The 25,188-nt window shown below is 69.8% G+C and carries 18 protein-coding genes; 12 read left to right on the plus strand and 6 right to left on the minus strand.

Annotated elements, in window-relative coordinates:
* Window positions 1–4: 4 nt before the first annotated feature.
* Together nbrcactino_RS10370 and recC are read right to left on the minus strand one after the other, a co-directional pair.
* Complete coding sequence (locus tag nbrcactino_RS10370) at window positions 5–3,439, minus strand: UvrD-helicase domain-containing protein (RefSeq protein ID WP_161927280.1); 3,435 nt, start codon at window positions 3,437–3,439, stop codon at window positions 5–7.
* Window positions 3,436–6,774 carry an exodeoxyribonuclease V subunit gamma gene (gene recC, locus nbrcactino_RS10375; protein WP_161927281.1) on the minus strand — a complete coding sequence of 1,113 codons (3,339 nt, stop codon included), beginning with the start codon at window positions 6,772–6,774 and terminating at the stop codon, window positions 3,436–3,438. Before recC ends, nbrcactino_RS10370 begins: the two co-directional genes overlap by 4 nt.
* Before the next feature lie 77 nt (window positions 6,775–6,851).
* Here recC and nbrcactino_RS10380 point away from each other — a divergent pair, with 77 nt between their 5' ends.
* The 3 genes from nbrcactino_RS10380 to nbrcactino_RS10390 are packed head-to-tail and all read left to right on the plus strand — an operon-like array spanning window position 6,852 to window position 9,349.
* Window positions 6,852–7,292 carry an acyl-CoA thioesterase gene (locus tag nbrcactino_RS10380; RefSeq protein WP_161927282.1) on the plus strand — a complete coding sequence of 147 codons (441 nt, stop codon included), beginning with the start codon at window positions 6,852–6,854 and terminating at the stop codon, window positions 7,290–7,292.
* Window positions 7,293–7,319: 27 nt separating this feature from the next.
* On the plus strand, window positions 7,320–7,910 hold the full coding sequence (locus nbrcactino_RS10385) for a GNAT family N-acetyltransferase (RefSeq protein ID WP_161927283.1): 591 nt from the start codon (window positions 7,320–7,322) through the stop codon (window positions 7,908–7,910).
* 17 nt (window positions 7,911–7,927) lie between these two features.
* A complete protein-coding gene (locus nbrcactino_RS10390; protein WP_161927284.1) occupies window positions 7,928–9,349 on the plus strand; it encodes an NAD(P)/FAD-dependent oxidoreductase in 1,422 nt (473 codons plus the stop codon).
* A 4-nt stretch (window positions 9,350–9,353) separates the two neighbouring features.
* Here nbrcactino_RS10390 and nbrcactino_RS18420 read toward each other — a convergent pair whose 3' ends face one another.
* The 3 genes from nbrcactino_RS18420 to nbrcactino_RS10400 all read right to left on the minus strand — a co-directional run bounded on the left by nbrcactino_RS18420 (window position 9,354) and on the right by nbrcactino_RS10400 (window position 10,753).
* Window positions 9,354–9,866, minus strand: a complete 513-nt coding sequence (locus nbrcactino_RS18420) for a hypothetical protein (protein ID WP_308470342.1) — start codon at window positions 9,864–9,866, stop codon at window positions 9,354–9,356.
* Window positions 9,848–10,159, minus strand: a complete 312-nt coding sequence (locus nbrcactino_RS18425; protein WP_308470343.1) for a hypothetical protein — start codon at window positions 10,157–10,159, stop codon at window positions 9,848–9,850. The genes nbrcactino_RS18420 and nbrcactino_RS18425 overlap by 19 nt, the downstream gene beginning before the upstream one ends.
* Window positions 10,160–10,351: 192 nt before the next feature.
* A complete protein-coding gene (locus tag nbrcactino_RS10400; RefSeq protein ID WP_161927285.1) occupies window positions 10,352–10,753 on the minus strand; it encodes a PaaI family thioesterase in 402 nt (133 codons plus the stop codon).
* A gap of 271 nt (window positions 10,754–11,024) precedes the next feature.
* On the opposite strand from nbrcactino_RS10400, the gene nbrcactino_RS10405 reads away from it, so the two are divergent.
* The 9 genes from nbrcactino_RS10405 to nbrcactino_RS10445 all read left to right on the plus strand — a co-directional run bounded on the left by nbrcactino_RS10405 (window position 11,025) and on the right by nbrcactino_RS10445 (window position 22,221).
* Window positions 11,025–11,435, plus strand: a complete 411-nt coding sequence (locus nbrcactino_RS10405; protein ID WP_161927286.1) for a BlaI/MecI/CopY family transcriptional regulator — start codon at window positions 11,025–11,027, stop codon at window positions 11,433–11,435.
* Window positions 11,432–12,382, plus strand: a complete 951-nt coding sequence (locus nbrcactino_RS10410; protein ID WP_161927287.1) for a M56 family metallopeptidase — start codon at window positions 11,432–11,434, stop codon at window positions 12,380–12,382. Before nbrcactino_RS10405 ends, nbrcactino_RS10410 begins: the two co-directional genes overlap by 4 nt.
* 10 nt (window positions 12,383–12,392) lie before the next feature.
* Window positions 12,393–13,835: an NADP-dependent phosphogluconate dehydrogenase gene (gnd, locus tag nbrcactino_RS10415; RefSeq protein ID WP_161927288.1), complete on the plus strand. Its 1,443-nt coding sequence runs from the start codon at window positions 12,393–12,395 to the stop codon at window positions 13,833–13,835.
* 30 nt (window positions 13,836–13,865) lie between these two features.
* Window positions 13,866–15,302, plus strand: coding sequence for a GMP reductase (gene guaB1 / locus nbrcactino_RS10420; protein WP_161927289.1), 1,437 nt, complete (start codon window positions 13,866–13,868; stop codon window positions 15,300–15,302).
* Window positions 15,303–15,305: 3 nt separating this feature from the next.
* On the plus strand, window positions 15,306–16,733 hold the full coding sequence (locus nbrcactino_RS10425) for a hemolysin family protein (RefSeq protein ID WP_161927290.1): 1,428 nt from the start codon (window positions 15,306–15,308) through the stop codon (window positions 16,731–16,733).
* A complete protein-coding gene (locus nbrcactino_RS10430) occupies window positions 16,730–17,794 on the plus strand; it encodes a hemolysin family protein (RefSeq protein WP_161927291.1) in 1,065 nt (354 codons plus the stop codon). The genes nbrcactino_RS10425 and nbrcactino_RS10430 overlap by 4 nt, the downstream gene beginning before the upstream one ends.
* 19 nt (window positions 17,795–17,813) lie before the next feature.
* Window positions 17,814–18,761: a 3-methyladenine DNA glycosylase gene (locus nbrcactino_RS10435; RefSeq protein ID WP_228460772.1), complete on the plus strand. Its 948-nt coding sequence runs from the start codon at window positions 17,814–17,816 to the stop codon at window positions 18,759–18,761.
* A 123-nt stretch (window positions 18,762–18,884) separates the two neighbouring features.
* A complete protein-coding gene (locus nbrcactino_RS10440; protein ID WP_161927292.1) occupies window positions 18,885–21,074 on the plus strand; it encodes a malate synthase G in 2,190 nt (729 codons plus the stop codon).
* Window positions 21,061–22,221, plus strand: a complete 1,161-nt coding sequence (locus tag nbrcactino_RS10445) for a type 2 periplasmic-binding domain-containing protein (RefSeq protein ID WP_161927293.1) — start codon at window positions 21,061–21,063, stop codon at window positions 22,219–22,221. Before nbrcactino_RS10440 ends, nbrcactino_RS10445 begins: the two co-directional genes overlap by 14 nt.
* On the opposite strand, the gene gcvP is transcribed toward nbrcactino_RS10445, so the two are convergent.
* On the minus strand, window positions 22,218–25,103 hold the full coding sequence (gcvP, locus tag nbrcactino_RS10450; protein ID WP_161927294.1) for an aminomethyl-transferring glycine dehydrogenase: 2,886 nt from the start codon (window positions 25,101–25,103) through the stop codon (window positions 22,218–22,220). The two genes, nbrcactino_RS10445 and gcvP, sit on opposite strands and share 4 nt — an antisense overlap.
* Between the last annotated feature and the right edge of the window lie 85 nt (window positions 25,104–25,188).

The following is a 25,188-nucleotide window of genomic DNA, read 5'->3' on the forward strand; positions in this document are numbered from 1 at the left end:
TCACTCACGGCCGCACCCCCGCCAGCAGATCCGACAGCTCGACGACGAGCGCGGTCGGCACGTCCCAGGTGAAAACGCCACAGCCCGACGGGGTTTCGGGCCCGACCATGCCGCGCACGAAGTGGTACTGGACCGGCCCGAGATTCCGCTCCGGCGAATAGTCGGGCAGCCGCCAACGCAGGTACCGGTGCAGCGCCACCGAATACAGCAAGGCCTGCAGGGGATAGTGGGCGGTCATCATCTCCTGTGCCATCGCCTCGGCGGAGAAGACCTCGGCGACGAGGTCGCCGGGCTGGATTCGGTTCGTCTTGTAGTCGACGACGACGAACCGCGACATGCCTGCCTCCCGAACCCGCAACACCGAGTCAATACTGCCGGTCAGGAATCCGTGGAACCGCTCGTCGGACACTGCCGCCACCTCGTCGGCATAGGGCCGCAGTGGATCGTGGTCGGGCAGGTGGCGGCGCATCAGCTCCGCCACCGACGCCAGGTTGAAACCACCGTCGACGTCAGCGAGCGGCAGTTCGAAGTCCATCTCGCTCAACCGATCCGACGGCTTCACATCCCACAGATCACCGAATCCGATCGGCGTCGTCAGCACCCCGTCGAGCGCGGTGGCCAACACGTCGATGTCGACGTCGAACGCGGTCCGCCGCGCGCCGTCGACACACAGTTGGCGGATATGTGCGAGCCGGTCGGCCGCCCGGGTGTCCACATGCTCGAGCACCTCGTGCACCAAGGTGCCGAACCGTGCGCCGAACGGCAGGCCGTTCATCAACGACGGCATGCCCGTCATCTCGCCGGACCCATCGGCAGTCGTGGTCGCGGCGCCCACGGATCCGGTGTCGGCGGCGTCGCGCGGCTCATCGAGCAACTCGCCCACCCGCACGACGGCATCGTCGGGCTCGCTCCCGACCGTCGACGTACCGCCCTCGCCCGCGGTCTCGGCTCCGACGTCGGCGCCGGTCCGGGCCGCGTGGGCGGCCTCATGGGCGGCCCGCACGATCGCCGAATACGACGTGCGCCGGAAATCGGCGTCGACCTCGCGATCGAAGACCGCCACGGCCATCTCCCCGTCGGCCTCCGCCGGCTCCGCGGGCTGCCAGCGCGGCGGCGGCCGATGGTCGCCCGCGGCTTCGACACTGATCCCCTCGTGGAAGGAGGCGACCTCGCGCAGCTCCATCTCCTCTCGCGCGTCGTCGAGCAGCGCGACCTGATCCGGGATCGGGTACCGACGGCCCGAACGCATCGCCGCGGACCGCTCCAGCGCGGTGAACAACACCCGGTGCATCGCACCCGTGGCGGTGGTCGTGCTCGGCGCCCACCATGCGACGACCTGCGACCGGGCCCGGGTCAGCGCGACGTAGAGCAGCCGCAGGTCCTCGCCGGCCGACTCGGCGTCCGACCGCATCTTTCGGTCGCGATGGCCGGCCGCCCGCTCGCCGCCGACGTCGATGTAGCGCACCCCGGCGTCGTCGTGGAACGTGAACGTCTTGGGGTCGAACTTGCGCGCACCGTCCCACCCGAACGGCACGTAGACGATCGGGAACTCCAGTCCCTTGCTCGCGTGCACCGTCATCAACTGCACCGCGGCGGTATCGCGGTGCAACCTCCGCGTCTGGTTGGAGCGGCGCGACGCCGCCTTGGTGTCGGCGACGCACTCGCCGAGCCACAACGCCAATCCGCTGATACCGCAACCGGTTTCGGCCACGTGCTCACCCAGCAGCGAGGCCACCTGCAGCAGATCGGTGAGCAGCCGCTCCCCGCCGGACAGAGCGAGGACGCGCTCGGCGGTTCCGCGGTCGGCCATGAGCCGGGTGGTCATCGCCGTCGGCCCGCTCTTCTCGAAGACCCGCGCCCACCCGGCGAGTGCGGCGGCCAGATCCCCCACGCCGGCATCGCCGCCGGCCTCGAGCGCGAGCGGCTCGACGCCCAGCAACGGCGTCAACGCCGCCGACCGCACCCGACGCGCATCCGACGGCTTGTCCATCGCCGACAGCACATACCACCAGAACCGCGCGGCCTCGGTGCCGAAGACGCTCTGTCCACCGGCGACGACGGTGGCCACGCCGAAGGCCTCGAGCGCCCGCTGCAGCGGCTCGATGGTGGCGTTGGCGCGCAGCAACACCGCGATGTCGCCGGGCTCGATCCGCCGCCGCACCGGCCCGTCGCCGTCGTCGACGAGGATGGTCGCCCCAGACGCCAACGTGGTGGCGATATCGGCGGCCACGTCGGCGATGACCCGCTCGCGCACCCCGTGGACCTTAGGGGTCGTGCCGTCCGCGCTGTGCACGGTGAAGTCGCGGCGGTTGAAGAACCGCAGCCGCAGCGGCGGCGCGCCGAAGATCCGGGACGTCTTGTGCCGGGCGGTGACCGGTCGGACCGCAATCCGCGGGTCGCCGAGCTCGGCATCGACCAGCACGGCGCCGAGCGCATCGACCAGCGGACCGTCCGAACGCCAATTGTCGACGAGGTTGCGCTGCTCCTGCGCCTCCTGGGCCGCAGCCAGGTAGCTGAGCACCTCCGCACCCCGGAAGGCGTAGATGGACTGCTTCGGGTCGCCCACCAGCACCATCGGGCGATGCCCGTGGAAACAGCGGCGCAGGATCTCCCACTGCTGCGGATCGGTGTCCTGGAACTCGTCGACGAGGACCACCTCGAAGCGGTCGCGGATCCGCTGACACGCCGCCGGCCCCCACTCGTCGTCGACGATCAGCTCGTGCAGCCGGCCCTGCAAGTCGTCGTAGGTCCGCAACCGCGACCAGCGCTTGCGCACACCCACCCGGTCGCGGACCGCCCCGGCGAACCGCACCCAGGTGGTGCCGGCGTCCGACAGCGCGTCGTGCACGCCCGGGGCGAGAACAGTCGCGGGGTCGCGGACGACGTCGCGAGCGATCTCCTCGCCGGTGGCGAAGGCGTAATCGTCGTCGGGGGCCCCGGCAAACTTCTGCAGGTACAGGTCGCGACCGGTTTCGCGGGCGATGTCGTCGACGTCCTCCACCAGCGTGTGGTGCTGGTCGCGCTCGCCGAGGAAGCCGAGCACCGTCAACATCCGGTTGCAGAACGTGTGGGTGGTCGCCATCGTCGCCGCGTCGAAATCCGAGAGGGCCGCCATCAGGCGCGTCCGGCGCATCCGCACCTCGCCCGGATCCCCGTCGGCGAGCAGTGCGATCAGCGGCTCCGGGCTGTCCGCGGCCGAGGCGGGGTCGGCAAGGGCATCGACGCAGTCACGCAGCCGGGCGCGGGTCCGGTCGCGCAGTTCGGTCGACGCGGCATTGGAGAACGTGGCCATCAGCAACCGGGAGACCGGGGTGCCCTCGGCGATGAACCGCACCGCCAGCGCCGCGATTGCGTACGTCTTGCCGGTGCCCGCACTGGCCTCGAGCACCAGGGTCCCTGACGGCAGCGGATCGGACAGGTCGAACGGCGTCGGGTTCACCGCGTCACCTCCTGTTGGCGCAGCGGGGCGAACAACAACAGTGAGGCCTGCAAGAACCCCGGGAGCCCGCTGCCGGCGACCCACGGGGTGTCGATGCCCAGGTCGTCGGGAATCCGGCGGGCCCACCGGTCGAAGGTCAGCGCAGTCGCCGGGTCACCGGTGAGCAGCAGCGAGGCGGACTCGTTGTGGTTGTACTTGTCGTAGGTATAGCGCCCGCGGGCGCGGTCGATCGCCTCCGCCGGGTTGCCGGACCGGTCATAGGATTCCGCGGCCGACTCGGCGGCGGCCAGATCCAGCGAGAACGGCTGCGCCAGGCCGGTGTCGCGCAGCGCGACGAGGGCGGCCAACACGTCGGCCGCATCGTCGACCGGTGTGTAGCGGCGGATCCCGGTGCCCTTGCCGTACCCGCCGATCACGCAGGCACCCGCCACCTTCTCCGCCGACCCGGCGGTCAACGCCAACAGCGAGATCCACGCCGCCAGGCGTTGCTTGCCGCGCAGCCCCGAGTAGGTGACCGCGACCGGCCCGTCGTCGTAGACGTCGCCAACCGTCCCGTAGAGCCGGCGCCCGCCGGGCAGTTCGACGCGGATGTCGATGGTGCGCGCCGACCCGCGGCGTTCCACCGCCGCCCGGTCGGCCAGTGCTTCGGCCTTCGCAGCAATCGGGGCCAGCACCCGTTGCCCGAGCTCGAACGGCGGCAAGGTCCCGCGGCGCAACTCGGCTGCTCGGGCATCCGCCGGTTCCGCCCCGGCGAGCAACGCCGCCAGCAGCCGATCACCCACCGCCCACTTCTCCAGACTGTCGAGGTCGACCGACAGCTGGTCCGACGGCGCCTCGTCGAACCGCGGCACCATCACCCCGAGGCGCTGCCGCAGGAACCCGTCGGCCGGGTTCACGATGAAGGCGATCAGATCGGTGAGGTCGACGTCACCGGTTGGTGGTGGCGGGTACGACTCCTCGCCGATCACCGGCCACCGGCGCCCGACCCGACCGCCCGTGGTCATCCGGTCCAATGTGCGCGCCCCGGCGAGCAACGACCGGTCGAATGAAAACGGTTGGGGCGCACGGAAGTTCTGGCCGTCGAAGGCGTGCAACGGATGGGACCGCACGACCTGCGAGGCAACCTCGGCACCCGCGATGGTGCCGACCATGTCGAGGAGTTCGCTGACGACGACCGACGGCGGTACCGCCGATCCGTTGATCGGGTCGGCGCCGGTGTAGCAGACGATCAGATGCTCGCCGGCGGCGGTGATCGCGTCGAGGAAGGCCTGCCGGTCCTCGTCGCGGCGCGACCGTTCCCCGACGAGGGGCTCGACGGCGAGGATGTCGTCACCGTCGACCGACTGGGTGCGCGGGAACGCCTCGGCATCCATGCCGAGCAGGATGATCGCGCGGTGCGGCACCGACCGCATCGGCACCATCGAGCAGACCGTCAACTCCCCGGTGCAGAAATTGGCGCGGGTCGGTGCCGCTCCGACGAGGTCGTCGACGAGGTCGCGCACATCCGACGGCCCGAGCGACAGACCGTCGGACAGCGAATCGCGGATCAGCCGAACAGCCTGCGCGCGTTGCCATTCCGAGTCGCGGTCGCAGAGGGTGAGCTGGTCGACGACGTCGGTGAGCACGTCGGCCCACGCGGTGGCGGGCCGCTCGGCGTCGAATCGTGCGAGCAGCGAGCCCAAACGTTCGGTGAGCTCGGCGAACCGCCCGACGACCGCGGTGTCACTGGAATCGATACCGCCCAGCGGGAGTGCCGTGCCCAGCCACCGGCCGGCCGCCTCATCGGCAGCGACCGACAGCAGCAGCCGCGAGAGTCCCGCCTCGGCCGTGCCCTGCGGGAAGCCGGCCAACCCGTACCTCGCGCGCTGCTGTGCGTCGATCCCCCATCGGATGTTGGCCCGTTGGGCCCACGAGCCGAGGTTGTCCAGATCGTCGTCGGTGAAACCGAAACGACGGCGGACCGGATCCGCGGCGGCGAGGTCGAGCAGGTCGCTGACCGTCACGCGCCCGACGCCCAGGGCGATCACCCGCGCCACGACGCCGAGCACGTCGTTGGTCGCCAGCAGGCCCCGGTCGGCCAGGCGCACCCGCAGCGCGGTGGCCGGGTGGTCGGAGTCGGTGCGCTCGGCACCGCTCCGGCCGAACGCCCCGGTGATGAGGGGGGCAAACTCCTCGATGTCGGGGCACATGATCAGCACATCCCGCGGCTCGAGCGTCTCGTCCTCGTCGAAGAGGTGCAGCAACCGTTCCCGCACCACCTCCACCTGGCGCTCGCGCCCGTGGCACGAGTGGAATTCCAGCGAAGAGTCCGCCGACAACCCGGCGACGAGGTCGGCGGTGTCCTCGCGGAGCGCGGATTGCAGTGCGCCGAGCAGGGTCGTCGCGGGGGCGCTGCCCGGGTGGTAGTCGTCGCGGCCGATGGTCGCGCCGAGCGATTCCTGCAGCTCCTGGACATCGCGCGAGAGGCTGGCCAGTGCCGGGTTCACGATCGGCGGGGGCACGCGCAGCGCCCGCGGTTCCGGGCCGGGCGCGACCGGCTTCGCCGCTATCTCCCGCCACAGCGCCGGACTCGGATGCGGCAGGTACAGCGCGACGTCCCGGTGACTCGCCAGGGCGTCCATGAGTTCGCGCAGCATCTGTGGGATTCGCGTCGGGCCGAACAGCGAAACCCGCTCGGGCAGGTCCATCCGCGTCGGGTCGGCCCGCACCGACGCCACCAAGTCGTCGAGAACCTCGGCGACGTGCGGTGTCCCGATGTGCCCGCGCACCTGCCGCCACAGCTTCGGCTGCCACGTGTGCGACAGGTCGAGCACGCCCGCTTCGCCGCTGACGACGGCGCCGTCGGTGTCCTCCCCGCGCGCCCACGCCGCAATCATTCGCGGCCGCTGCCAGCCGTACGACCAGAACAGCCGCGCGATCGTCGTCGCGGTCGCCAGTCGGCGCCCCCGCCATCCGTCGTCGCCGGCGTCGATATGCCGCGCGAGCATCGCCAACGCCGGGTCGCCGACCATCTCGTCGAGCCCGGCGAGCACCGACCACACCAGCGCCTCGGGCTCCCACGGTGACGCTGCCACGCCGTAGTCGTCGGCGTAGGGGTCCACAACGCGGGCGAGAAGCTGTGCCGCAGCCACGAATTCGATGTTCGCCGCGATCCCGTCGCCGGCCGGCCCCGCGCCCAGGGTCTGCGCGAGTCGCTGCGCCAGCCACCGCTGCACCCCGTTGGCGGCGACGGCGACGACCTCGGCGGCCATCGGGTCGTCCAGCGGGACGGCCATCGTCGCGGCGAGCACCTCGGCCAAGGTGTCTGCGCGCTCGGCACGGTGAACTGTGAGCATCTCGGCGATCCTATCGCCGGGTCCGACGTTGGCGGGCTGGCACACCGCCCGAATCGGCCCTCGCTACTCTGGCCCGGGTGAGCGATTCTCCCGACGTCTTCGAGGTCCACCTGCGCTGGGGCGACATGGATGCCCTGGCCCACATCAACAACGTCCAGATCGCGCGGCTCTTCGAGCAGTCCCGCGTGGAGGCGTTCAACCGGTGGTTCGGTGACGGCCGCAAGGGCATCCACCTCCTCGTCGCGCGCCAGGAGATCGAATACCGGGCGATCCTGCACTACACCGTCGAACCGGTGCGGATCATCTGCTCGATCAGCGCGATCGGACGCGCCTCGTTCGAGTTCGGCTACGAACTGGTCGACCCGAAAGGCACGGTGTGCGCGATCGCCGAGACGACCGTCGTCACCATGGACCGCGACGGCAAGCCGACGCCGATCCCCGACACGGTCCGCGCCATCCTCGAGGAACACCAAGGTCCGCCGGCGGCATTTCGCCGCCGGAGTGGCAACCCCGAATAGGGCTGCGGCACCGGTAGAATCGGCGGCGTGATCGTCGATACCCCGAGGCTGTGGTTGCGCCCGGTGCTACCCGACGACGCCGAGCTGTTCGTCGCGCTCGACGCCGATCCCCTGGTCATGCGTTTCGTGAGCGACGGGGAGCCCACCTCGCGGGCACAGATCGTCGACTGGACGATTCCCCGTGCCAGGGCCGAGTTCGCCGCGCACGGCACCGGGATCTGGACGCTCATCCACAAGCCCACCGCGGAGTTCGCCGGGTGGGTGGCGCTGCGGCGGCCCCGCCACGGTGGCCGGCGGCGCGAACTGGAACTTTCGTATCGCCTCCCCCGCGGCATGTGGGGGCGCGGGTTGGCCACCGAGGCCGCCCGCGCAATGGTGGCGGCGGCCTTCACCGCCCAACCGGCCGAACGCGTCTTCGCCGGTGCGGCGGAAGAGAACATCGCCTCCCGCCGGGTGTTGGAGAAGATCGGGATGCGCCCCGCCTCCGCGCGCGGCGGTTCGGTCGACGAGGAGTTCGAGATCCTGCGCCACCAGTGGCGCGCCCACCTCGACCACGTCGCGGAATCAGAAAAGCGTCGCGGACGTCACCGCCTGCCCGACGCACTCCACGGCGCCTGAGGCGATAAGGTTGGCGTGTGACCACGAGTGATACCCCAACCAGCCCCGCTCGGCACCACGTCGTCATCATCGGCTCCGGATTCGGCGGCCTGTTCGCCGCGCAGCGCCTCAAGCGCGCCGATGTCGACATCACGCTGATCGCCCGGACCACCCACCACCTGTTCCAGCCGATGCTGTACCAGGTCGCGACGGGAATCGTGTCCGAGGGCGAGATCGCCCCCGCGACGCGCATCATCCTGCGCGACCAGAAGAACACCCGCGTCCTGCTCGGCGACGTCTTCGAAATCGACGTCAACGCCCAGACCGTGACCTCGCGCCTGCTGACCCGCGTGACGGTGACGCCCTATGACAGCCTGATCATCGCCGCGGGCGCCGACCAGTCGTACTTCGGCAACGATCACTTCGCCGAGTACGCACCCGGCATGAAGACCATCGACCACGCCCTCGAGCTGCGCGGCCGCATCCTGGGTGCCTTCGAGCAGGCCGAGCTGTCCGACGACCCGGCCGAGCGGGAAAAGCTGCTCACCTTCGTCGTCATCGGCGCCGGCCCCACCGGTGTGGAGATGGCCGGGCAGATCGCGGAGATGGCCGACCGGACGCTCAAGGGCTCGTTCCGCCACATCGATCCGACAAAGGCACGGGTCATCCTGCTCGACGCGGCGTCGGCGGTGCTCGCGCCCTTCGGCCCGAAGCTGAGCGCCAAGGCGCAGAAGCGGCTGGAGAAGATGGGCGTGGAGATCCAGCTCGACGCCATGGTGACCAACCTCGATTACGACGGCCTCGAGGTGAAGGACCCCGACGGGACGGTCCGCCGGATCGAGGCCCAGTGCAAGGTGTGGTCGGCCGGAGTGCAGGCCAGCGCGCTGGGCTCGATCCTCACCGAGCAGACCGGGGTGGAGCTCGACCGTGCCGGCCGGGTGAAGGTCGGGCCGGACCTCACGGTGCCGGACAACCCCAACGTCTTCGTCGTCGGCGACATGATGGCCGTCGACGGGGTGCCCGGCGTCGCGCAGGGCGCGATCCAGGGCGGGCGCTACGCCGCCGACGCGATCAAGGCCGGCCTGAAGGGCCAGACCCCCGACCAGCGCAAACCGTTCTCGTACTTCGACAAGGGTTCGATGGCCACCATCTCGCGGTATGCCGCGGTGATGCAGGTGCCCCTTCCGTTCACCAAGAAGAAGTTCGAGACCGAGGGCTACTTCGCCTGGTTGGGCTGGTTGGCGCTGCACCTGGTCTACCTGGTGGGTTTCCGCAACCGCCTGAACACCTTTATCAACTGGTTCTTCGCCTTCACCACGCGCGGCCGCACCCAACTCGCCGTCACCGAGCAGCAGGTTTACGCCCGCACCGCGATGGGCGCACTGTCGGCCTTGGAACGACGTGAAGCCGAGGAGATCCAGGAAAAGCTCGCCCGCGCGCAACGCAAACAGGGCGCCTGAGCCACTAACTCGAGGTCTGGTGTCGCCCTGTGTCACCAGACCTCGACTTAGGGCACTTCGGACACCGGGCAAGCTGTCCCGACCAACCGAGTCGGCGCAGCTTGGCGGCGACTTTCGCGGCGGTGAGGCAGGGGCGGCCGACGACCTGGCCCCAGCCGAGGCGCAGCGATTCCTTTCCGGCGAACACGGCTGCGTCGAGGTCTCGCTCCAGATCGGCGTCGCGGGAGCGTGCTTCGTCGTGACCGAATCGCCCGTCGAGTTCGATGATCAGCCCCCACTCCTCGTACTCGATGTCGCGCAGGCCGCGGCGACCCACACCGGTCGGCGTCTGCCGTCGGGGTCGTGGCAGACGGTGCGGGCGTTCGACGCCGCTCAGGTAGGCGTGTTCGAGGACCGAGCACGCGCCGCCGGCCACATCGGCCAGGACGCCGCGGATCAACGCACGCCGCCGATACCGATCGCGCGAGTCCAGATCGGCGAGCAGCCGTTGCGGCGTGGTCAGTCGCTCGCGGACCACGTCGGCGAGGACCGCGATCGCATCGAATTCCGAACCACGCGCTCGAGGTTCGGGATGTGCGCCCGACAGTCGACGGCGATGTGGATCGGACCGCTGCCGGGATCCCCCAACCCCGCGGCGGCCAAGGCCGACCGGTGTGCGTCAGATACACCCCGGACTACAGAAACCCACTCACCACGACGCAGCCGCGTGCGGACCTGGCCGACGGTGAGCCCGCAGTCCAATGCCTGGCGCCGGCTGATCACACCGTCCTGTGCGTACAGGATCTCGTCGAGGTGAAATCGATCAGCCATGCCCCCATGCTGCGCAGCCGTCGAGGCGATGGATAGGCCCGCGTGTCACGCCTGTGCACAACTGCGTGTCGAGGGATAACTCGCGACGACTAACTCGAGGTTTGGTGTCGCTATCTGTCACCAGACCTCGACTTAGCCCAGACCTCGAGTTAGCGCAGACCTCGACTTGGCGCAGCGCTCGGACTGAGGGCCTCAGATGTTCTGGAGGCGAACGCGGCCCTGGGCGAGCAGCGTCCCGTCGGGAAGGCTCATGTCGACCTGCCACAGCTGCTGGCGCTTGCCGCGGTGGATCGGAACCGAGCGCGCGACGATCGTGCCGGTGGAGACCGACTTGAGGAAATCTGTGCTGTTGTTCACACCGACGGCGGTCCCGCCGATGCCGGTCTGCTCCAGCCAGAGGAATCCGGAGATGCTCGCGACGCTCTCCGCCATCGCGCAGTACACGCCGCCGTGGACGATGCCGAACGGCTGATGGTGCTTCTCGGTGATGTCGATCTCGGTGACGACGCCGTCGCCGGTGGCCTCGATGAAGCGCATTCCCAGGTGGGCGTCGAGGCCGGACGGACTGTCGGGTGCTGGTGTGTTCTCGGTCATAACCCCAGGCTATCCCCCGGCACCTGACCCGAAAACAGCGGCAGGCCCCACGTTCTCCTACGACGTGGGGCCTGCCGTGCGACGTGGATTGGGGGTCTCTGCAGCCCTCAGGACACTCGCTCAATCCGCGTAATTAGTAATGTAGGCTAGCCTTACCTAGTTGTCAACTCCCGCCGTAAGAGTCGATCGATTACCCCCAGGAGCAGCAGTGACCGCCACAATGGACGCACGCACCACACCAATCCGATCCGACCGCGCCCGCATCGGTAGAATGAAAAAGGTGAACGGGTTGGGAGATCTCGAACGAGCGGTCATGGACGCGCTCTGGGCTTCGAGCACCCCGCAAACCGTCCGGCAGGTACATGAGGCGCTGAATCAGTCGCGCAACCTCGCCTACACGACGGTGATGACCGTGCTCCAGCGCCTGGCAAAGAAGGGACTGGTGTCCCAGATCCGCGACGACCGCGCCCACAAGTACCAGGCGGCCCACCACCGCGAGGACCTCGTCGCGAGTCTGATGGTCGACGTCCTCGATTCCGCCGACGCCCCCGGCTCGCGGGAGGCCGCCCTGGTCTCCTTCGTCGGACAGGTGGGCGCTGACGAAGCCGCCGCGCTGCGCGCCGCCCTCGACGACCTCGAGCGCAGCCGCGGCATCTCGACGAAATCCGACGAACCGACGTGACCGCGGTCGCGTTCGGCCTGCTGTGCCTGCTACTCATCGGGCCCGTCCCGGAGTGGCTGTCACGTGCGCAGTGGCCGATGCGCGCCCCTCGCGCGGCGATGACGCTGTGGCAGGCGATCGCCATCGCCGCCATCCTGTCTGCATTCAGCGCCGGCTTGGCCATCGCGGCGAACCTGCTGCGCCCCGGTCCCGACGGCACGCCCACCACGAGTATCTCCGCCGAGATTGAGCGCCTGGGCTGGCCGCTGTGGCTGCTGTCGGTCGGCGCCTTCGCCGCGACCGTGCTGGTCGGCATCCGACTGACCGTCACGACGATCCGCGTCGGGGTCCGCACCCGCGCCCGACGAGCCGCGCACCGCGACCTCGTCGATTTGATCGCCACCATCGACGACCCGGTCGTGGGCGACGGGCACCCGTTGCGCGCCCGCTACATCCGGCGTCTGGCCGTCGACAAACCTCTCGCCTATTGCCTTCCGGGGCGCCAGCGCCGCGTCGTCGTCACCGACGGCGCCGTCGCCTGTCTCTCCGACGATGAGCTGCGTGCCGTCCTCGCGCACGAACGCGCCCACCTGCGCGCCCGCCACGATCTGGTGATCGAGGCGTTCATCGCCCTGCAGACCGCATTCCCCCACTTCGTCCGCAGCAAATCAGCACTCGGCTCGGTCGAACTCCTCGCCGAAGCGCTCGCCGACGACCAGGCGGTACGGTCGACCAGCCCGACGACGCTGGCACGCGCCCTCGTCGCCGTCTCCGACTCCAGCGCACCGGTCGGGGCGCTCGCCGCCGGCGGTTCCACCACCCTGGCCCGGATCACGCGGCTGGCCGCCCCCAACTCCGCACGGGTCGCGGTCACCGCCTACGCCGCCGCCGCCGCGCTCCTGATCGTGCCGACCCTCGCCGTGGCCATACCGTGGCTGGTCGAGTTGTCCCGACTCATCGGTGGTTAAGCTGACAGCCATGACTGCACCTTCCGCCAATGCCCAAATCGGGGTGACCGGACTCGCCGTGATGGGGTCCAACATCGCCCGCAACTTCGCCCGCAATGGATACACGGTGGCGGTGCACAACCGGTCGATCGCCAAGACCGACGCCCTGATCGCCGACCACGGCGGTGACGGCGACTTCGTGCGCACCGAGACGATGGCCGAGTTCGCCGCAGCGCTGGAACGACCGCGCCGCGCACTCATCATGGTCCAGGCCGGCGATGCGACCGACGCCGTCATCGAGGAACTCGCCGCCGTCTTCGAGCCCGGCGACATCATCATCGACGGCGGCAACGCCCTGTACACCGACACGATCCGCCGCGAGGCCAGCCTCGCCGAGCGGGGCCTGCTGTTCATCGGCGCTGGCATCTCCGGCGGCGAAGAGGGCGCCCTCCTCGGCCCGGCCATCATGCCCGGCGGCCCCGCCGAGTCCTATGCCGCCGTCGGCCCCATGCTGGAGAAGGTTGCCGCGCAGGTCGACGGTGAGCCGTGCTGCACCCACATCGGCCCCGACGGCAGCGGCCACTTCGTCAAGATGGTCCACAACGGCATCGAATACGCCGACATGCAGCTCATCGGCGAGGCCTACGACCTCATGCGACAGGCGTTGGGCATGTCGGCGGCAGACATGGCAGCGGTCTTCGCCGAGTGGAACAACACCGAACTCGCCAGCTACCTGATCGAGATCACCGCCGAGGTCCTCGCCCAGGTCGACGCCAAGACCGGCAAGCCGCTGGTCGACGTGATCGTCGACGAGGCCGGTCAGAAGGGCACCGGCCGCTGGACGGTCAAGTCGGCCTTGGACCTGGGCATCCCGGTCACCGGCATCGCCGAGGCGGTCTTCGCCCGCGCGCTGTCGAGTTCGCGCGCCCAGCGCGACGCCGCCGAGGGACTGGCAGCCGGCACCCTCGCGCCCGCGCCGGCCGATCCGCGCGCCTTCATCGACGACATCAAGGCCGCGCTCTATGCGTCGAAGGTGGTCGCCTACGCCCAGGGCTTCGACCAGATCGCCGCCGGCAGCCGCGAATATGGTTGGAACGTCGATCCGGGCGCTCTGGCCACGATTTGGCGCGGCGGCTGCATCATCCGAGCCCAATTCCTCGACCGGATCCGCGAGGCGTACGACGCCGGGAGCGACTTGCCATCGTTGTTGCTTGCCCCCTACTTCCGCGACGCCGTCGAGTCGGGAATCGACTCGTGGCGCCGTGTTGTGGCGACCGCCGCCCAGATGGGTATCCCGGTGCCGGCCTTCGGTTCGTCGCTGGCCTACTACGACGGCCTGCGCGCGCCGCGTCTGCCGGCCGCCCTCACCCAGGGTCTGCGCGACTACTTCGGCGCCCACACCTACCGGCGGATCGACGAGCCGGGCAGCTTCCACACCCTGTGGAGCGGCGACCACACCGAAGTCACCGCCTGAACTGACGAAAGCACCCACACCGAGCCGCCGATGCGCTTCTACGCCGGGACCCGCCCCGACTACGACCTGACCTACGACGACGTCTTCATCATCCCGAACCGATCCGACGTCGAGTCGCGGTTCGACGTCGACATGGCCACCGTCGACGGCTCGGGAACGACGATCCCGGTGGTCGTGGCGAACATGACGGCCGTCGCCGGGCGCCGGATGGCCGAAACCGTTGCGCGCCGCGGCGGCCTGGTCGTCCTACCGCAGGATCTGCCGATCCCCGCGGCCGCCGAGCAGATCGCCTATGTGAAGTCGCGCGACCTGGTCGCCGACACCCCGGTCCTGCTCTCCCCGGAGAACTCGGTCGCCGAGGCCCAGGCTCTGCTCACCAAGCGCGCACACGGCGCCGCGGTCGTCGTCGACGAGGGTTTCGTCCCGTTGGGCCTGGTGACCGAGGCGTCCTTCGCCGGAGTGGACCGGTTCAGCCGGGTGCGGGCGGTCCTCGACACCGACTTCGTCCGCCTCGACGCCGGCACCGCCCGCCGTGCCGTGTTCGACACCCTCGTCGGCGAGCACGCGGATCTGGCGGTGCTCACCAAGCCCGGCGGCACCCTGGTCGGGGTGCTCACCCGGGTCGGAGCGCTGCGATCGGGCATCTACTCCCCCGCCGTCGACGAGCAGGGGCGCCTTCGGGTGGCGGCTGCGGTCGGAATCAACGGCGACGTGGTGGGCCGTGCCGAGAAGTTGGCCGCCGCGGGGGCGGACGTCCTCGTGATCGACACCGCCCACGGGCACCAGGCGAAGATGATCAGCGCACTGCGCGCGGTGGCCGGCGCCGATCTGGGTCTGCCGCTGGTCGCCGGCAACGTCGTCTCGGCCGCCGCGACCCGCGACCTCGTCGAGGCCGGCGCCTCGATCGTGAAGGTCGGCGTCGGCCCAGGGGCCATGTGCACGACGCGGATGGTGACCGGCGTCGGCCGACCACAGTTCTCCGCGGTCGTCGAATGTGCCGCCGCGGCACGGGAACTCGGCGCGCACGCCTGGGCCGACGGCGGTGTTCGCCATCCGCGGGATGTCGCATTGGCCATCGCGGCGGGCGCGTCCAATGTCATGATCGGTTCGTGGTTCGCCGGCACCTACGAGGCCCCGGGCGAGTTGCTCGTCGACGAGAACGGCCCCTACAAGGAGAGTTTCGGGATGGCGTCCAAGCGGGCCGTCGCCGCCAGGTCGGCCGACGACAACGCCTACGACCGCGCCCGGAAGTCGCTCTTCGAGGAGGGCATCTCCAGCTCGCGGATCCGCGTCGACCCGCAGCGGCCCAGCGTGGAGGACTTGATCGACCAGATCTGCTCCGGCGTCCGCTCCACGGCCACCTACACCGGCGCGCGCTCCCTCGCCGAGCTCCACGACAAGGTGGTGCTGGGCGTCCAATCGGCGGCCGGCTTCGCCGAGGGTCGCCCCCTCCCGGGCGGGTGGTGACCGATGGACTGGACTGACATAGCCATGACCGTCGGCGCCGTGGTCGGGTTCATCGCACTGACCCTCGGCACGGCGGTCTTCGTCGCCGCCGAGTTCTCGCTCACCGCCCTGGAGCGCTCGACGGTCACCGACGACGTCGCGACCCGCGGCGACCGGCGCTCCCGACAGGTCGACCGCGCCCACCGCACACTGTCGTTCCAACTGTCCGGCGCCCAGCTCGGTATCACCATCACCACCCTGATCACCGGCTATCTCGCCGAGCCGGTGCTCGCCCAGTTCATCAACCCGGCGCTGTCGGCGCTGCGCGTCCCGACCGGCCTGCACGCCGGACTCACCGCGGTCCTGGCGCTCGTCCTGGCGACCTCTTTGTCGATGGTGTTGGGCGAACTCATCCCCAAGAACCTGGCGATCGCGCTGCCGCTGGCCACCGCCCGGCTCACCGCCGCACCCATGATCGCGTTCTCGGCGGTGTTCAAATGGGCGATCAACGGGCTCAACGGCACGGCCAACTGGCTGGTGCGCCGGCTCGGCGTCGAACCCGCCGAAGAGCTCGCCTCGGCCCGCTCGCCCCAGGAACTCGCCTCCCTGGTCCGCAACTCCGCGCTTCACGGGTCCATCGACGCCGACACCGCCGAACTCGTCGACCGGTCGCTGCGCTTCGGCGAGTTGACCGCAGAAGACCTGATGACCCCGCGCGTGCGGGTGACCACCCTCGGCCCCGCCGACACCGTCGACGACCTGGTCCGCGTCGCCGCCGACACCGGCCACAGCCGGTTCCCGGTCTGCCACGAGGGCGACCTGGACAACCTGGTCGGCGTCGTCCACATCAAGCAGGCGTTCTCGGTGCCCCACGACGAGCTGCGCACCACCCGCCTCGACACCCTCGTCTGGCCGGTGGCCACGGTCCCGGCCAGTCTCGACGGCGACGCCGTCGTCGAACAGCTCGCGGGTGCCGGCCTCGAGGTGTGCGTGGTCATCGACGAATACGGCGGAACCGCCGGCATCGTCACCACCGAAGACGTGATCGAGGAGATCGTCGGCGCGGTCACCGACGAACACGACGACGAGAGCGACGAGGTCACCACCGACGGCGCCGGCTTCCTCTGCTCCGGGTTGCTGCGGCTCGACGAGTTGGAGGACGCCACCGGCCTGCGGGCCCCGGAGGGCGCCTACGACACCCTCGGCGGCCTGGTCATGTACCGCCTGGAGCGGATTGCCGCCGTCGGCGACGAAGTGGTGCTGGAGTCGCTGGCCCGCGGCCGCGACGACCGCCACGACGACGACGAGGAATCCGACGGTAACGGGCACGGTCCCGCCGAACAGCGCTGGCGGGCCCGCGTGACCGCCATGGACGGGCGCCGCATCGACACGGTGTCGCTGCAACCGCTGCCCGACGACGACACCGCAACGACCACCGGAGTGGACTCATGAGTGACTGGGTCGGCGTCGCACTGACCGTCGCGCTACTCGCGGCCAACGCCTTCTTCGTGGCCGCCGAGTTCTCGTTGATCTCGGCGCGGCGCGACCGTCTGGAGGCCCTCGCCGAGGACGGGCAAGCCCGGGCCCGGACGGTGATCCGCGCCTCCGAACGCCTGTCGATCATGCTGGCCGGGGCGCAGTTGGGCATCACCATCTGCTCGATCCTGCTCGGCCGCGTCGGCGAACCGGCCATCGCGCACCTGCTGGAGAAGCCGTTGGAGTGGGCCTCGGTCCCGCACGGCCTGCTGCACCCGATCAGCTTCACCGTGTCGCTGACCCTCGTGGTGATCCTGCACATCCTGCTCGGCGAAATGGTCCCGAAGAACATCGCACTGGCCGGCCCGGAGCGCGCGGCCATGTTGCTGGTGCCGATCCACCTGTTCTTCGTGCGGCTGACCCGGCCGATCATCGCCGTCTACAACTGGATCGCCAACATCTCGCTGCGCGCCATGCGCGTCACGCCGCGCGACGAACTAGACTCGACGGTGTCACAGGGCGAACTCGCGGTGATGATCAGCGATTCGCGCGACGAGGGACTCCTCGACGACGAGGAGCACCAGCGCCTCACCCGGGCACTGGCCAGCGTCGGGCACACCGTCGCCGATGTGATGATCCCGCTCGCCCGGGTCCGATTCGTCGACGTCGAACACGGCCAGAGCGGACCCACGCTGCGCACTGTCGAAGAAGCCGTCGTCGAGACCGGGTACTCACGCTTCCCGGTCCGCGCCGAGGACGGCACCCCCGCCGGATACCTGCACCTCAAAGACGTCCTGGGGGCGATCGTCGACGACAACCGCGGCCCGGGAACGATCATCGGCGCCGACGAGATCCGCCCCCTCCCGGTACTGACCGCCGCGACACTGCTCGACGACGCGATGGCCGAACTGCGCCGCACCAGTTCACACTTGGCCGCCGTCGTCGACGACGAGGGCGCGACGATCGGGCTGGTGGCCCTCGCCGACCTCGTCGAAGATCTTCTCGGCACCGTCCGGGACGCCACCCACCGGGTCTGAGGCGACGGCGACGGCGACGATGGCGGCAGCGGCGAAGGCGGCAGCGGCGAAGGCGGCAGCGGCGAAGGCGGGGCACCCGGTGGCGACCCCCGACACCGGCACGACGGCCACCCTGTCGCCCGCGCAGTGGACGGCGCGCGCCGACCGGCACCGCGACAGGATCGACGCGCTCATCGGCGACTATCTCGACGCCCGACACACCGGCGGCAAGCACCCCGTCGTCGACTTCCTGTTCACCTACTACCCGTACCGACCGGCCCAGTTGCGGCGCTGGCACCCGGGATACGGCACCGTCCTGGCCGCTCCCGATGCCGGGGACCACCCCTACGCCGGGGCCCGCGGCTACCGGCCGGTCGCCGGCGGTGTCACCGTCGGCCGCGAGTACCTGCAGCGGCGCGAACGCACGCTGCGGACGACTCGGGCCCTGTTGGTGGCCACCGCCGCCCGGGCGCCCCGCCTCGGCTGTTTCGGCCTGCACGAGTGGGCCATGGTCTACCGCTCCGGCGCCCCGCGCCACCGGATTCCGCTGCGCCTCGGCCCGGCGGGCACCGACGCGGTGGTCGAGGCGAACCAACTCGTGTGCAGCCACTTCGACGCCTTCCGCTTCTTCACCGACCCAGCGCGCGCCCGCAACGCCGCTGCGTTGACCAGGCAGGCGCAGCTCGACCACGAGCAGCCCGGATGCCTGCACGCGACGATGGACCTGTACCGCGTCGGCGCCAAGCTCAGCCCGCTGCTGGAGTCCGACCTGGTCGCCGATGCCTTCGAACTGGCCCACCGAGCCCGCGAGATCGACATGCGCGCCAGCCCGTACGACCTCGCCGACCTCGGCTACGAACCGATCCGGATCGAGACGCCGACGGGGAAGGCGGAGTACGTCCGCGAGCAACAAGCCATCGCCGCCGACGGTGCCGACCTGCGGGGACGCGTGTTGGCCGTCGTCGAGGGATTAATCGCGGGCCTCTGACGGTTAGTGTCGGATGCGGACACCACCGCCTTGGCCGTTGCGGCGAAGGGGTAGGATGTACGGCGGCACTTGTGCTGACTACCAGGGCATATTCGCCCCGTATCACTCATAAGAAAGGCTGACATGTCTGATCGCGTCACCGTCCACGGACTCCAGGTCTCCCCGGTCCTCTACGACTTCATCAACGATGAGGCGTTGCCTGGCAGCGGTGTAGACCAGGAGGCGTTCTGGGCCGGCGCCGCAGACGTCATCAACACCTTCGCGCCGCGCAACCGCGAGCTGCTGAAGGTCCGTGACGAGCTGCAGACCAAGATCGATCAGTGGCACCGGGACCACCCCGCCACCGACGGCAAGGTTGACTTCGACGCTTACAAGCAGTTCCTCGGCGAGATCGGCTACCTCGTCACGCCGCCGGAGGACTTCGAGATCGGCACCAGCGGTGTCGACACCGAAATCTCCCAGACCGCCGGTCCGCAGCTCGTCGTGCCGATCCTCAACGCCCGGTTCGCGATCAACGCCGCCAACGCACGGTGGGGCTCGCTGTACGACGCGCTGTACGGCACCGACGTGATCTCCGAGGCCGACGGTGCCGAGAAGGGCAAGTCGTACAACAAGGTCCGCGGTGACAAGGTCATCGCCTACGCCAAGAAGTTCCTCGACACCGCCGTCCCGCTCGAGCACGGCAGCCACGCCGACGCGACGCGCTACGTCATCGACGGCACCAAGGTGAACGTCATTCTCGGTGACGACACCGAGGTGACCACTTTCGCCGACCCGGACGCCTTCGTCGGATACCGCGGCGATGCCCTCGCCCCGTCGTCGATCCTGCTGCGCCACAACGGTCTGCACGTCGACATCCTCTTCGACGCCGAGTCGCCTGTCGGCTCGACCGACAAGGCCGGGATCAAGGACGTGGAGCTCGAGTCCGCGATCACCACGATCATGGACTTCGAAGACTCGGTTGCCGCCGTCGACGCCGAGGACAAGGTCGTCGGGTACCGCAACTGGCTGGGCCTCAACCGCGGCGACCTCGCCGAGGAGGTCAGCAAGGGCGGGAAGACCTTCACCCGCGTGCTGAACCCGAACCGCACCTACACTGCTCCCGACGGATCGACCGTCGAGCTGCACGGCCGGTCCCTGCTGTTCGTCCGCAACGTCGGCCACCTGATGACCAACCCGGCCATCCTCGACGCCGACGGCAACGAGGTGCCCGAAGGGATCCTCGACGCGCTGGTCACCTCGCTTCTCGGCAAGTTCGGACTCTCGTCGGAGGGCCTGCAGAACTCGCGGACCGGGTCGATCTACATCGTGAAGCCGAAGATGCACGGCCCCGACGAGGTCGCCTTCACCAGCGACCTGTTCGCCGCCGTGGAGGATGTCATCGGCGTCCCGCGCAACACCCTCAAGGTCGGCATCATGGACGAGGAGCGCCGCACCACGGCCAACCTCAAGGCCGCGATCAAGGCCGCCGAGGACCGCGTGGTGTTCATCAACACCGGCTTCCTCGACCGCACCGGCGACGAGATCCACACCTCCATGGAGGCCGGGCCGATGATCCGCAAGGGCGAGATGAAGTCCCAGACCTGGATCAAGGCCTACGAGGACTCGAACGTCGACATCGGCCTGGCCGCCGGACTGTCGCACAAGGCGCAGATCGGCAAGGGCATGTGGGCGATGACCGACCTCATGGCGGACATGGTCGCGCAGAAGGGTGCGCAGCCGCGCGCCGGCGCCACCACCGCGTGGGTGCCGTCGCCGACGGCCGCCACACTGCACGCCACGCACTACCACGAGGTCGACGTCTTCAAGGTCCAGGACGAGATCGCCAAGCGCGAGCCCGCCTCGATCGACGACATCCTCACCATCCCGCTGGCGCCGAAGACCGATTGGTCCGACGCGGAGAAGCGCGAGGAGCTCGACAACAACTGCCAGTCGATCCTGGGCTACGTGGTCCGCTGGATCGATCACGGCGTCGGTTGTTCGAAGGTTCCCGACATCCACGACGTGGCGCTGATGGAGGACCGTGCGACGCTGCGCATCTCCAGCCAGCTGCTGGCCAACTGGCTGCGCCACGGCATCGTCACCGAGGCGGACATCGTCTCGGCGCTGGAGCGGATGGCACCGGTGGTCGACCGGCAGAACGCCGATGACCCGGACTACTCGCCGATGGCACCGGACTTCGACACCAACATCGCCTTCCAGGCGGCGAAGGCGTTGATCCTCGAGGGTGCGACGCAGCCGAGCGGCTACACCGAGCCGATTCTGCACCGTCGTCGCCGCGAGTACAAAGCGGCCAACGGTGCGTCAGCCTAACAAGCACGGTTCTGGTGGCGAGGGGCATCCGCTCCTCGCCACCGTTCTCGTCGTGCTTTTAGTCGTCGGCCTCGGCGTTGCCTGGTTCCAGGCTCGCAGCCGGGTCGACCGCCAGGGCGACCAGGCGGCCGGCAAATGCGTGGAGGGACCGGCGACGATCCCGATCATCGCCAGTCCCGACATCGCCGAGGTCCTCGGCGAGATTGCCAAACGCTATAACGCCACCAGGCCCGTAGTCCGCGACCACTGCGTCACCGTCTCGGTGCGACCGTCGGACTCGAAAGTCGTCCTCGAGGGCCTGCGCGGCACCTGGGACACCGAGTCGATGGGTCCCCATCCGGTCGCCTGGATCCCTCAATCTTCCCTCTGGGCCGCTGAACTGACCACCGGCAAGCCGAATGCCGTGGAAGGATCACCCGATTCCCTGGCCTCCTCTCCGGTCGTGCTGGCGATGCGCTCGGAATTCGCCGACAACGCGGCCGGAAAACTCGCGTGGTCCGACCTGCCCGGGCTGGCGAAACGGCCCAACGCGATGGCCGATTTCGGCCTGCCCACCTGGGGTCCGTTGCGCCTGGCGATGCCGGTGGGCGTCGCCGCCGATGCCACCGTGCTGTCCGCACAGGCCATCGCCGCCGGTGTCAGCCGCACATCCGGCCCGCTGACCGCCGCCCAGGCCGAGTCGCGCCCCGTCGCCGACGGCATCAAGGCGGTGCTCGACGCCGCCCCGACCACTCCGGAGGGTGCGGCCGCACCGGCGGCCGTGGCGATCTCCCGGGCCGATCCGCGCCGCGGCATGCACGCGGTCCCGATCACCGAACAACAGCTCTACCTCTTGGCCCGGACCGGCGCGGTCGACACCTCGATGCGGGCGTTCTTCCCGTCCGGGGCGACGCCGGTCGCCGACTACCCCGTGTTACGCCTCGCCGATGACAAGGTCAGCGCGGCCCAATCCGACGGGGTGGTCGACTTCGTCGACTTCGTGAAGATGCCGGCGCAGGCGGCACTGCTCACCGGCCTCGGCTTCCGCACCGAACGGGCCCAACCGTCCATGGGCAACTCTGCGGTGAGTTTCCCCGCGGTGCGCGATCCGCTGGCGAGGCCCGAAGCCGCCGCCAGCGCCGCGATCACCAAACTGGTCTTCCGCTAGTCGGCGAAGGCCTCCACCGGCGGGCAACTGCAGACCAGGTTGCGGTCGCCGAAGGCGCCGTCGATGCGGCGCACCGCCGGCCAGGCCTTGGCCCGCGCCCCCGCGGAGGGCAGGCCGTTGGGGAACACCGCCTCCTCGCGGGTGTAGGGGTGATCCCACTCGCCGACCAGCGCCTCGGTGGTGTGCGGAGCGCCCCGGAGCGGGTTGTCCTCCACCGGCCACTGCCCCGACCCGACCTTGTCGATCTCACCGCGGATGGCAACCATCGCGTCGCAGAAGGCGTCGAGCTCGTCGAGGTTCTCGCTCTCGGTCGGCTCCACCATCAGGGTGCCGGCGACCGGGAAGCTCATGGTCGGCGCATGGAAACCGTAGTCCGCCAGGCGCTTGGCGACGTCGTCGACGGTCACCCCGGTGTCCTTGGTCAGACCGCGCAGGTCGAGGATGCACTCGTGGGCCACCCAGCCGCCGTCGCCGGTGTAGAGCACCGGGTAATGGTCGCCGAGGCGGCGGGCGATGTAGTTCGCCGACGCGATCGCGCTCAGCGTCGCCCGGCGCAACCCGGCCGCCCCCATCATCAGGATGTACGCGTAGGTGATCGGCAGAATCGAGGCCGAGCCGTAGGGCGCGGCGCTGATCGTCAGCGCGGTGGACGGATCCGACGAGAGCTCCGGCGCGAGCGGATGGCCGGGCAGGTGGGGCGAGAGGTGCTCGCGCACCCCGATCGGCCCCACCCCGGGGCCACCGCCGCCGTGCGGGATGCAGAAGGTCTTGTGCAGGTTGAGGTGGCTGACGTCGCCGCCGAAGTGCCCCGGCCGCGCCACCCCGACGAGGGCGTTGAGGTTCGCCCCGTCGATGTAGACCTGGCCGCCGGCGTCGTGCACCGCGGCGCAGATCTGACCGATCGCATCCTCGAACACCCCGTGCGTCGACGGATAGGTGATCATGGTCGCCGCCAGGTTCGGGCCGTGCGCGGCGATCTTCGCGGCCAAGTCGTCGGTGTCGACGTCGCCGTTGTCGCGGCAGGCCACCACCACCACGCGCATCCCGGCCATCACCGCCGACGCGGCGTTGGTGCCGTGCGCGCTGGCCGGGATCAGGCAGACGTCGCGCTGCGCGTCGCCGTTGGCAAGGTGGTAGCGTCGGATCGCCAACAGGCCGGCGTATTCGCCCTGGGAACCGGCGTTGGGCTGGAGGCTGACCTTGTCGTAGCCGGTGATGGCGGCGAGCCAGCCCGACAATTCGTCGATGAGTTCGCGGATTCCCGCGGTGTCCTCGGCCGGCGCGAACGGGTGCAGATTCGCGAACTCCGGCCAGGTGACCGGCTCCATCTCCGTGGTGGCGTTGAGCTTCATGGTGCAGGAGCCGAGCGGGATCATGCTGCGGTCCAGGGCGATGTCCTTGTCCGAGAGCGAGCGCAGGTAGCGCAGCATCGCCGTCTCGGTGCGGTACCGGTTGAACGCCGGATGGGTCAGGTACTCCGAGGTCCGCGTCTCGATGTCGACACGCGTCGACGAACCCGCCGTCGACGATGCGCCCGCCTCGCCGAACGCGGCCAGCACATCGGCCACATCGGTGTCGGTGGTCGTCTCGTCGCACGCGATCGCCACGTGGTCGTCGTCGACGCGGCGCAGATCGATGTCACGATCGCGGGCCGCGGCGACGACCGCGTCGGCCCGCCCCGGAACCTGCGCGAGGACGGTGTCGAAGAATCGGTCGTGCACGACCACCGAGCCCAGTCCGTCGGCGATCGTGGCGGCCCGCTCATGGGTGCGCCGGGCGATCGCGCGCAGCCCGTCGGGACCGTGATACCCGGCGTACATGGCCGCCATGATGGCGAGGAGGACCTGGGCGGTACAGATGTTGCTGGTGGCCTTCTCCCGCCGGATGTGTTGCTCGCGGGTCTGCAGCGACAACCGGTAAGCGATGTTGCCGTCGGCGTCCTTGGACACGCCGACGAGCCGCCCGGGCAGTTGCCGGGTCAGTTTGGTGTCCACCGAGAGGTAGCCGGCGTGGGGGCCGCCGAATCCCATCGGCACGCCGAAGCGCTGCGTGGTGCCGAAACAGGCGTCGGCGCCCTGCTCCCCCGGTGGGGTGGTCAGCGTCGCCGCAAGCAGGTCGACCCCCACGGCGACCATGGCGTCGCGCTCATGCGCCGCGGCGATGATGGGGGCGGCGTCGACGAGGCGACCGGAGGCACCGGGCACCTGGGTGATGACACCGTAGAAATCGCCCGGCGGCAGCCCGGCCCCGTCGATGCTCGGGTCGAGCTCGGCGGCGACGACGTCGATCCCGAGCGGCTCGGCCCGGGTCTCGATGACCGCCCGGGTCTGCGGGAAGAGGTCGGCGTCGACGATCAGGCGCCGCGACTTGTTCTTCGTGGCACGCAGCATCAGGGTCATCGCCTCGGCCGCGGCGGTCGCCTCGTCGAGCATGGAGGCGTTGGCCACGGCCATGCCGGTGAGGTCGGCGACCATCGTCTGGAAGTTCAGCAGCGCCTCGAGGCGCCCCTGGCTGATCTCCGGCTGGTAGGGCGTGTACGCGGTGTACCAGGCAGGATTCTCGAGGATGTTGCGGCGGATGACGCCGGGGGTGTGCGTACCGTAATAGCCGAGCCCGATCATCGAGCGGCGCACGGTGTTGCGGTCGGCCAGTTCACGCAGCCGCGCGGTGGCCTCGGTCTCGGTCAACGGCGCGGGCAGCGACGCGAGGCCGGCCGGGATGCCGCCCTCGACCGGGTCGGCGATACTCCCGGGGACCGCGCCGGTGGCCAGTTCGTCGAGGGATTCGACGCCGATGGCGGCGAGGATGCGGCTCAGTTCGTCGGCGTCGGGACCGATGTGCCGATCGGCGAACAGGGGCGGGGTGAGCTGGTTCGAGGACATCTGTTGCGACTCTCTTGCGCGGTGCCGGTGCCCTCTCCCTCTGTCATGGTGCCTGAGAGTTTGAACCGCCGTTCCGGCAGTCTTT

It is taken from the genome of Gordonia crocea (genome assembly GCF_009932435.1).
Lineage (GTDB): Bacteria > Actinomycetota > Actinomycetes > Mycobacteriales > Mycobacteriaceae > Gordonia > Gordonia crocea.

Bases quoted from the DNA above. Each gene is read 5' to 3' on its own strand.
- recC (WP_161927281.1), bottom strand. From the start codon at position 6,774: ATGCTCACAGTTCACCGTGCCGAGCGCGCAGACACCTTGGCCGAGGTG.
- nbrcactino_RS18425 (WP_308470343.1), bottom strand. From the start codon at position 10,159: ATGGCTGATCGATTTCACCTCGACGAGATCCTGTACGCACAGGACGGT.
- nbrcactino_RS10400 (WP_161927285.1), bottom strand. From the start codon at position 10,753: ATGACCGAGAACACACCAGCACCCGACAGTCCGTCCGGCCTCGACGCC.
- nbrcactino_RS10405 (WP_161927286.1), top strand. From the start codon at position 11,025: ATGAAAAAGGTGAACGGGTTGGGAGATCTCGAACGAGCGGTCATGGAC.
- gnd (WP_161927288.1), top strand. From the start codon at position 12,393: ATGACTGCACCTTCCGCCAATGCCCAAATCGGGGTGACCGGACTCGCC.
- guaB1 (WP_161927289.1), top strand. From the start codon at position 13,866: ATGCGCTTCTACGCCGGGACCCGCCCCGACTACGACCTGACCTACGAC.
- nbrcactino_RS10425 (WP_161927290.1), top strand. From the start codon at position 15,306: ATGGACTGGACTGACATAGCCATGACCGTCGGCGCCGTGGTCGGGTTC.
- nbrcactino_RS10430 (WP_161927291.1), top strand. From the start codon at position 16,730: ATGAGTGACTGGGTCGGCGTCGCACTGACCGTCGCGCTACTCGCGGCC.
- nbrcactino_RS10435 (WP_228460772.1), top strand. From the start codon at position 17,814: ATGGCGGCAGCGGCGAAGGCGGCAGCGGCGAAGGCGGCAGCGGCGAAG.
- nbrcactino_RS10440 (WP_161927292.1), top strand. From the start codon at position 18,885: ATGTCTGATCGCGTCACCGTCCACGGACTCCAGGTCTCCCCGGTCCTC.
- gcvP (WP_161927294.1), bottom strand. From the start codon at position 25,103: ATGTCCTCGAACCAGCTCACCCCGCCCCTGTTCGCCGATCGGCACATC.